Here is an 8,069-nt window from a genome sequence, read left to right on the forward strand (position 1 = left end):
GTGCAGCTGGGCGAACCTTGCCACCCGCCCTTGCGCGCGGCTCGATTGAAACTGTGGTTCGTCTTCGATCGCCTTTTCGAGCGCGTAGTAGGCCTTGTAGGTCATGTAGTTCTGGAGAACATCCAGAATGAAGCCTTCTTCGATGGCCTGTCGCATCGAATAGAGATGGAAGGGGCGTGGCGTGCCGTCCGGCCCTGGAACTCCAAACCTCTCGAGCGTCACATTGCGCGGCGTCGCCGTGAATGCGAAGTAGGAAATATTGGGCTGCGGTCCACGGCTATTCTGGAAGTCGAGAATGACATCCTCCAGCGACCCTCCATCTTGACCATGTTCGTCCTTGCGGCTCAGAGCGTCCGCCAGGGCTTGCGCGGCCTTGCCGGACTGCGACCCGTGGGCTTCATCAACGATGACCGCGAAGCGGCGAGCACGTTGCCCAGAGACGACCTGGAGATGCTCTGTGGAGAACTTCTGGATGGTCGTAACGATGATCCGTGCGCCTCTTTCGATCGCTTCCTTAAGTTGCCGCGACGTGCCGTCAATCTTTCGAACAACGCCCGGCGTCTGCTCCAGGTCAGAGACAGTTCTTTGCAATTGCCGATCGAGCACAAGTCGGTCAGTCACAATAATCGCCGTGTGGAAGATTGGCTGGTCGTCGTCGGTATGAAGATTGACGGCTTGATGTGCTGTCCAGCCGATCGTGTTGGACTTGCCTGACCCGGCAGAGTGCTGGATCAGATAGTTGTGTCCTGCGCCATGCGACCGGGCGTGCTCCATCAACTTCAGCACCGCATCAAGTTGCTGAAAGCGGGGGAATATCATCACCCCCATCTCGTTGAGGTGAATGAAGCGCCCAATGATCGCGAGAAGGACGTCCCGGCCAAACACGGCATTGCCCTCTGGTTGGTCAGCGTAGAGGTAGGCGATCGGAAACTCGCCGTCGATGTCGGGATTGCCAGCGCCGCCTTCCTTGCCTCGATTGAATGGCAGGAAAAACGTCTTCCCGTTGCGCAGGCGCGTCGTCATCGTGACGTACTCCTGGTCCACTGCAAAGTGAACCAGAGCGCCGCGTTTGAAGGTCAGTAGTGGTTCGCCATTGGGAGAACGGTCCTGACGGTACTGTTTCTCTGCGTGTTTGTGCGTCGTGCCGGTGAGCTTGTTCTTCAGCTCCAGCGTCGCGACCGGCAAGCCGTTCACATAGAGAACCACGTCAATGCGATTGCCGTTCTTCTGGCTGTACTCGACTTCCTCAATCGCGGACAGGATGTTCGCTTCATAGCGTTCGACGAGTTCGGGATTGAGGGCCGACGCAGGCTTGAAGAAGCATAAGCTGAACTTGATGCCCGGTACGAGCTTGATGCCATGGCGAAGCACTTCCAGAGTGCCCCGATCCTTGAGCGCGCGGGCGAGTTGATCGAACAGGGTTTGTTCGGCCTGGCCTGCATAGTGGTCAACCAGCTTCGCCCACTCATCCGCCTGTGTGGCCCTCAGGAACTCCAGGACGAGCTCTTTGTCGAGCGCGAGCCCTCGGTCGTGATGGGCGGACAAACGCCGTGTGTAGCCTTGTGTGGCGATCAAGCGCTCGACGAGGTGCTGCTGAACGACCTTTTCCTTGTGGAGATCTCGCTGACCCAGCGGTGCGGGCATCTACGCCTCCACGTCTTCGTCTGGAACGACCGTCCATACACGTTGCAGCCTCAACTTGGCTTTCAAGTCCTCTGGCAGGTCGTCATAGACGTCAAACAGCTCGTCCAGGATCTCCTTGCGTCCCCATAGGCGGATCCGGAAGTAGAGTTCATTCAAGCGTTGGCGTACGGTCTGCTTGAAGCCTGACCAGCAAACGAGCAAGCCATGTTCGGCATGTGCATCCTGAACACTGCCTATGAGGCTTTGCAGCGTCGGCTGGTCGCCTTGAAGGTCACCTGATTTCACTTGAACGACAAGCCGAGGAGCATCGAAGCCAAGTTCACCCTTGCCTGCGACGATGTCGATGCCGCGATCGGGTCCAGGCGGCGTGACCTCCGTCCTGTACCCTTGGGCTTCGAGGATTGCAGCGATCAACGCTGTGAACTCATGCCCAGCGAAATTCGCGCTGATATGGTCTTCGACCTGTTGTCGAGCAATCGACCCGATGTCCGGGGCCATGAGGTCGGTATCTTCGACGGTTTCGTCTGTCGCAACTGGACGTTTTGCCGAAGTCGCGATTGGTCCTGGATCCTGCCGTGTGCGCGCGATTGTTTCGAACCGGGCGGCGGCATTGTTCCGGTGGATCTCGCAGACAGTTTGAGAGGCCCCCATGCTAAACCGCAAGTCCTGCTTGATCGCTTCGCGTGGGAGGTCCGTTGCGAGCCACTGCACTCTGCGACCTGGAAACTTGCCATCGACATGAAGTGGACCGCCCTTGATGCGCCCGATCCCAACTTCTCCCGTGGTCTTGAACGGGATCACGACCAGATCGCCCTCCTGCGCTGTATTGAAGAGCTGATTGATCTGCACGGCCCAATTCTTGAGCGTCCCGGCCTTTTTGTTGGGATACGTCTGTTCGAGGATCTTCAGCAGTTCTTCACGAGACTTCGCGTCGGTAACGTCCTGATCGATTTCCCAGCCTGTAGCGAATGTCCCGTCCTCCAGGGCGCGGGCTTCTGCTTCGCCATACTTGCCCAGCCTGATCAACCATAAGCGGCTCATGCTCTCTCCCTGTCCATGCTGCCGCTGTCTTCCTGGCGTTGCTTGAATTGCCGGACGTGAAACTTCAGCGCTTCGGGCGCGGCTTGGTGCTCTGCGGTTTTGCCATTCAGCTCTAGGTAGGGAGAGTTGAGAAGAGGTTTAGCCAGGACAACTTTCGACGTATGCGGATTGATGCTCCAGAGAAACGCATCGAAGAGCGTGTGAAGATCGCGCCTGAGCAGCAGTCCATTCTCGACCACATCAAAGCGGGCGTCGCCCGTATGGGGCAGAATGTGCGCTGCTTCCAGAGCTTCTGTGATGCCGAGCCCAGTGATGACGCAACGCCCCCTGTAAGCGTCGACGAGGGCCGTCCTGAACGCTTGTTGGTTCGGGCGAGGCTTTCTGGAGCTTAGCTGACGCTCAGCAAGCTCAGTCAGCAAGTCGTCCTTGTGTTGCTTGATCAGTTCATTCCAGTCGGACAGGTGCGCGGTAGCTGCAGCTTTGCGCGCTGACTGGTCTTTGCTCCATATACCAAGCAGTGCCTCAATCTCCGCGACGTCCTGCGACGTCATCTCGATCACGCGGCGGTGACGATGCGAGCGCGCGAATTCAATGACGGCAGATGATGTTGGTTCAGCGAAGCCGTCCTTGAAGCCTGCGGGCTGGGGCAGGAGGCGAACTTTCCTCAAGGTTACTGTGCGCTCGCTGCCTTGGATCCCGATCCCACCAGCCTCCGCTGTTGCCATCAAGCCCTGGCCAGAGCCATACGCTTCATCCTCATGCGTCCAGATCCAAAGGTGGTCGCCTTCGATGATCTCAGCGCCGTCCTGCAGCTTGCCGCCGACGATACTTCTCGGGGTTTCGTTGTGGATAAGGACGTCTCCCCCTTCCCAGTCATCCGCAGAAGCAGGTCGGCAGATGCCATCAGGGCAATGGAGTTCGCCATTCACCTTGAGGAGGAATATGTTCGTCGCGGCGGCGGCAGAAGCTGAGGGTCCAAAGACAGCTTCCAGAATGCTTCTTGCCTGGTCGATTGTTCGCACGCCAAGTCGTACGAGATCATGGCCTTCAAACTCGGCGAAGGTCTTCAGATTGCTATTGGCACCGCCGCGCTTTCCAGACTCGCTCGGAACAGGGGCAAACCATTCCGTCCCGTCCCAGACCTTCAAGGTCGACTTCACGCCATCGGGAATTGATCGAGGAACATCTGACTGCCGCAGCCAGAAGTTGACCGTTGCTGTCTGGCGCTCGAGCCCAAGGGGACGGTTGGAACGCGAGTGCTTCCAGGCATCTAAACGCACTCGGTTGCTGTTGGGGGTCTTTGACGGGATCTCGACGAGCCCGTTTGACTTCATCCAGTCATAAACGAATGTCGTGAGGCGATCGATCTCGCTCATGCCTCCATCTCCTCTTGAATGGCGTCGAGGCGGCGATCAGAAATGCCGGATTTAGCGTAGGTCGCAACGTCGATCTGACCCGTAACAGCGGCGGTGATCAGGGCGGAGCGGTATTCTTTGAGGCGGTCGATAGACGCACGGTTCTTATCGCGAATTGGCTTGAACGATTTTTCGATGTGATCGATTGCATCACCAATTCGGCTTTGTTCATCCAAAGGAGGGTACGGAATACGGATCTTAGACATAACACCGTTCATCAATTTTGGATTGATGTCGTGACGCACAAAAAAGTCAGTCGCCGTATCAAGAGCAACCTGGGCGTAGTTGAGATCAACCGACCTAGTGAGAGGCCGCAGCGTGCCACATACGTTTGTGCAATTGAACTTACCGCTTCTGCGAAAGACCGTTCCCGCTTTTGCGCCGTCTGTTGTCCAAGTCAGATAGTCACCGTCAAAGTCGTAGGTATTGATAAAACCCATCACACCGTCATTCGCGGTCTGTGAAGAATAGATTGGATATTCTCCTTCGTTCTCGGCAATATACTCGTGAGACATGACACGTCCCCGACCGAGTTCGAAGAGCATCCAAACTGCGCGCTCTTGCCAATGTTGAGGTATAAGAGGGGCCCAAAGGATGCCTGTTTGCTTCTGCTCGCCTATCCGCTGACCCGTAACGAGAGCGAGTTTATTCGCCTTCGCCTTCTCCCCTAGCAACGCGACCAACCGCTGCTTCTTCTCGATCAGCAGGTCTATTCTTGCGGTCTCACGGTCCAGAAAGTCGGCAATCTGGCGTTGGGTCGCGAGGTCGGGCAGCAACACTGGGATGTTTCGCAATGCCTCGTGTTCCAAGTCCCACTGATTGACGCGGACGCCTTTGGAGATGCGCCCGTAAAGACCGATGTAAGGATCGCTACGCAGCAGATAGTGCAAGAACTGGTCGCACTCGTCACTTTGCGGCGTGTAGACATAATACGCTGGACTGACGATGCCCTGAAAACGCGAGATTGCGATCGAACCCTGCCACGCTTTCATCTTGTTGGTGACTAGCGCACCTTGCGTCACCAACTGATACCCAGAGAGGTCTTCGGACTCTTTGTTGTGATTGTCGTCGCGCGATGCTTTCGGGATGACGCCGTAGTCGCGGTAGACTGACAGAAGTTCTTCGTTTGGGAACCCGGTCTTCTTCTCTCTGCGGAATAGCGACCAGAACGGCACGGTTCGCCATCCTGCCGGCGTTCCATTCGCAACGATATCGGTGGTCGGGATCACTCGACCACCTCCTTCAGCAAGCCAGCGATCTCTGCCTCCAGCATCTTCAGCTCGGCGTCGATTTCAGCCAGCGGGCGTGGCGGCACATACTGGTAGAAGTAGCGATTGAAGTTGATCTCATAGCCGACCCGGCCAACCTCGCCATCCTGCGCATCTGTGTGGCTTTCATCGACCCAGGCGTCCGCCACAAAGGGCGTCACTTCGCGGGCGATGTAGTCCCGCCAGTCTTCCCGGAGCGGCACGAGCTCGTGATCGCGGAGTGACGTGTCTGCTTCCGGTTTGGCGCTATTGTCGAGGCAGATTTCTGCCTCCTCGTCCTGTTCACCCAACACCGACACAATCGCTTTCTTGATCGGTGCGCGCAGGGACAAGCCTTGACCATCTGCGACCTCGTCCAGGTCCGCCAGGAAGGCCTCCCGGTCCATCCAGGTCCCGTCAGACAGCCGTCCTTTCAAGGCTGTCCTGATGGCGTCCTGTTCGGCATCCTCAAGATTGCTGAAGGCTCTCTGCTCGTTCAGGGCCTCGAGCTTTTCTTCCGTCACCTCAAAGCGCAGCCGCAGGGGGCGTTCGACGCGCACTTCGCGATAGCCAAATTCGGTCGTTGCAAAGACCTTGGAGACGTCAGGGTCTGCATGCTCGAAGCCTGCATAGATCTGCGAGATCTCATTGCGTGCGGCCTCAGGGATCTCCCGGCGTTTCGAGCCAAGGGACTTGCGCATGGACGACCAGAAGCGCTCCCCGCTCGCGTCGATCAACTGGACCTTGCCCCGGCGCGCTGTCTCCTTCCGATTGGTGAGGATCCACACATAGGTCTGAATGCCCGTATTGTAGAAGAGGTCTGTTGGCAGGGCGATGATCGCCTCGACCCAGTCATTCTCCAGCATCCAGCGGCGGATCTCACTCTCGCCCGACCCTGCACCGCCGGTGAACAGGGGCGAGCCATTCATGACGATGCCGATGCGCGAGCCTGCCGAGTCGTTGCGCATCTTCGAGATCATGTGCTGCAGGAAGAGAAGCTGTCCGTCTGACACGCGCGGCAAGCCAGCACCGAAACGACCATCGGCCCCAAGCTCACTCGCTTCCTCGACGATCGGATCCTTGTACTTCTTCCAGTCAACGCCGTAGGGCGGATTGCTGAGCATGTAGTGGAAGCGCTTGCCCTTGTGGGCGTCTTCGGTGAGCGTGTTTCCAAAGGCAATCTGCTCGGGGTCATGAGCTGTGACCAGCATGTCTGACTTGCACACTGCGAATGATTGCGGGTTGAGCTCCTGTCCGTAAAGCTCGACGCGAATGTCGCTGTTGAGATTGGTCAGTGCTTCCTCAGCTAGCGCCAGCATGCCGCCTGTCCCTGCAGCCGGATCATAGACTTGGCGAATGATGCCGCGACCAACCAGGCTGTCCGCATCGTGTGCGACCAGAAGGTCGACGATCAAGCGGATGACTTCGCGCGGTGTGAAGTGTTCCCCAGCTGTCTCGTTCGAGATTTCCGAGAAGCGGCGTATGAGCTCCTCGAAGAGATAGCCCATCTCAACATTGCTGACTTCGCTCTTGTGAAGATCAATCTGAACGAAGCGCTCAAAGACAGGCCAGAGGATTTTGCCATCACGCAGGCGCTTCAAATGGTCTATGAAGAGGAACTTCTCAATGAAGATGTCCCGGACGTTCGAGGAGAAGCTCGTGATGTACTTTACGATGTTGTCGTATAGCTGTCCCGGCTCCTGGTTACGCATGTTATCGAGCGTCAGCGCTGAAAGGTTGTAGACCTTGATGCCATCGCCCACGGCATCGAAGAGCATCATGTCCCGCGTAAGGTCATCGACGCCGTCCGGAAGCGCATCGTTGGCTTCGAGGACATTGGCTTTGGAGGCCTCCAGGATGCAGTCGAGACGCCGCAGCACGATGAAGGGCAGGATGACGTTACCATACTCGGACTGCTTGAAGTCACCCCTGAGGATCTCGGCGATTGACCAGGCGAAGGACGACAGTGACTTGACGTTCTCAGACGCTTGCATGACCGGCTTGCCCCTCCGAAGCAATTACAGGTTCAAGGGATGCAGGAGTTGCCGCTCTGATACAAGTCTTGTCCTGCGCATCCGTGCTCGCGGCAGTCGAGCGCAAAGGAGCTCTTACAAGGCGGTTAAGCCTGTCGCTTCTCACCAAGTGCTACAGCATCTCTGTTAGCACTCTTAACTCGTCATCAGTATGACTTCTGCGGGCGCTGACAGTGTGTCGTGTGAGTGCAGCGCTCAGGCGTTGCCAGGCATCCTTGTTTGCGATCTCGCCACCATCGCTCTTACGCCATCCATTGGCCTGCCAAGCAGCCAGATATGTGTTGATGCCGTCAGTCAAATAGTTGTCATTGCAGACAAGCTCCAGTTGAGCGCCTTCGGAGATCTCTTCGAGCATCTCCGTGACCGCCTTTAGATAGGCTTGCGGCTGCGTGAGGCCAAACTCTTTGCGAGATTTGCGCCTTGGTGATTTACCAACCGGAACGACCTGAATTGCCCATTCCGCCATACCTTGGCGACCTTTTGATTTTACAAACACTTTTGCTTTCCGCGCTGAGCTATCACTCATTTTGTTTGGGCTCCTTACTTCTTCCAGGTTTGTCGAATTCTCGAACGACGCCAGCGCTACGGCACACGCAATTCGTCGGGCCTGTAATTACGGTCATCGACTAAGCCAAGCATCGGAAGTGCTTCTTCCAGCGCCGTCTTCAGACGCTCCAGCGAGGGCTTCC

General features: G+C 57.0%; 6 protein-coding genes. All 6 read right to left on the bottom strand.

All coding sequences use genetic code 11. The annotated features are described in order from the left end of the window. Nucleotides 1-1,644 (bottom strand): type I restriction endonuclease (locus WA989_RS00130; RefSeq protein ID WP_424338502.1); only part of this gene is annotated, 1,644 nt, incomplete at its 3' end. Then, the gene (locus WA989_RS00135) at nucleotides 1,645-2,685 is read right to left on the bottom strand and encodes a restriction endonuclease (protein WP_424338503.1); all 1,041 of its coding nucleotides are present in this window, start codon (nucleotides 2,683-2,685) and stop codon (nucleotides 1,645-1,647) included. After that, on the bottom strand, nucleotides 2,682-4,061 hold the full coding sequence (locus WA989_RS00140; protein WP_424338504.1) for an HNH endonuclease: 1,380 nt from the start codon (nucleotides 4,059-4,061) through the stop codon (nucleotides 2,682-2,684). The genes WA989_RS00135 and WA989_RS00140 overlap by 4 nt, the downstream gene beginning before the upstream one ends. Then, nucleotides 4,058-5,329: a restriction endonuclease subunit S gene (locus WA989_RS00145; protein ID WP_424338505.1), complete on the bottom strand. Its 1,272-nt coding sequence runs from the start codon at nucleotides 5,327-5,329 to the stop codon at nucleotides 4,058-4,060. The genes WA989_RS00140 and WA989_RS00145 overlap by 4 nt, the downstream gene beginning before the upstream one ends. Continuing rightward, entirely contained in the window at nucleotides 5,326-7,341 is a 2,016-nt protein-coding gene (locus WA989_RS00150; protein ID WP_424338506.1) for a type I restriction-modification system subunit M, read from the bottom strand. Before WA989_RS00150 ends, WA989_RS00145 begins: the two co-directional genes overlap by 4 nt. 151 nt (nucleotides 7,342-7,492) lie before the next feature. Beyond that, complete coding sequence (locus WA989_RS00155) at nucleotides 7,493-7,906, bottom strand: RNase H family protein (RefSeq protein WP_424338507.1); 414 nt, start codon at nucleotides 7,904-7,906, stop codon at nucleotides 7,493-7,495. Between the last annotated feature and the right edge of the window lie 163 nt (nucleotides 7,907-8,069).

The organism is Henriciella sp. (assembly GCF_049649345.1).
Classification (GTDB): domain Bacteria; phylum Pseudomonadota; class Alphaproteobacteria; order Caulobacterales; family Hyphomonadaceae; genus Henriciella.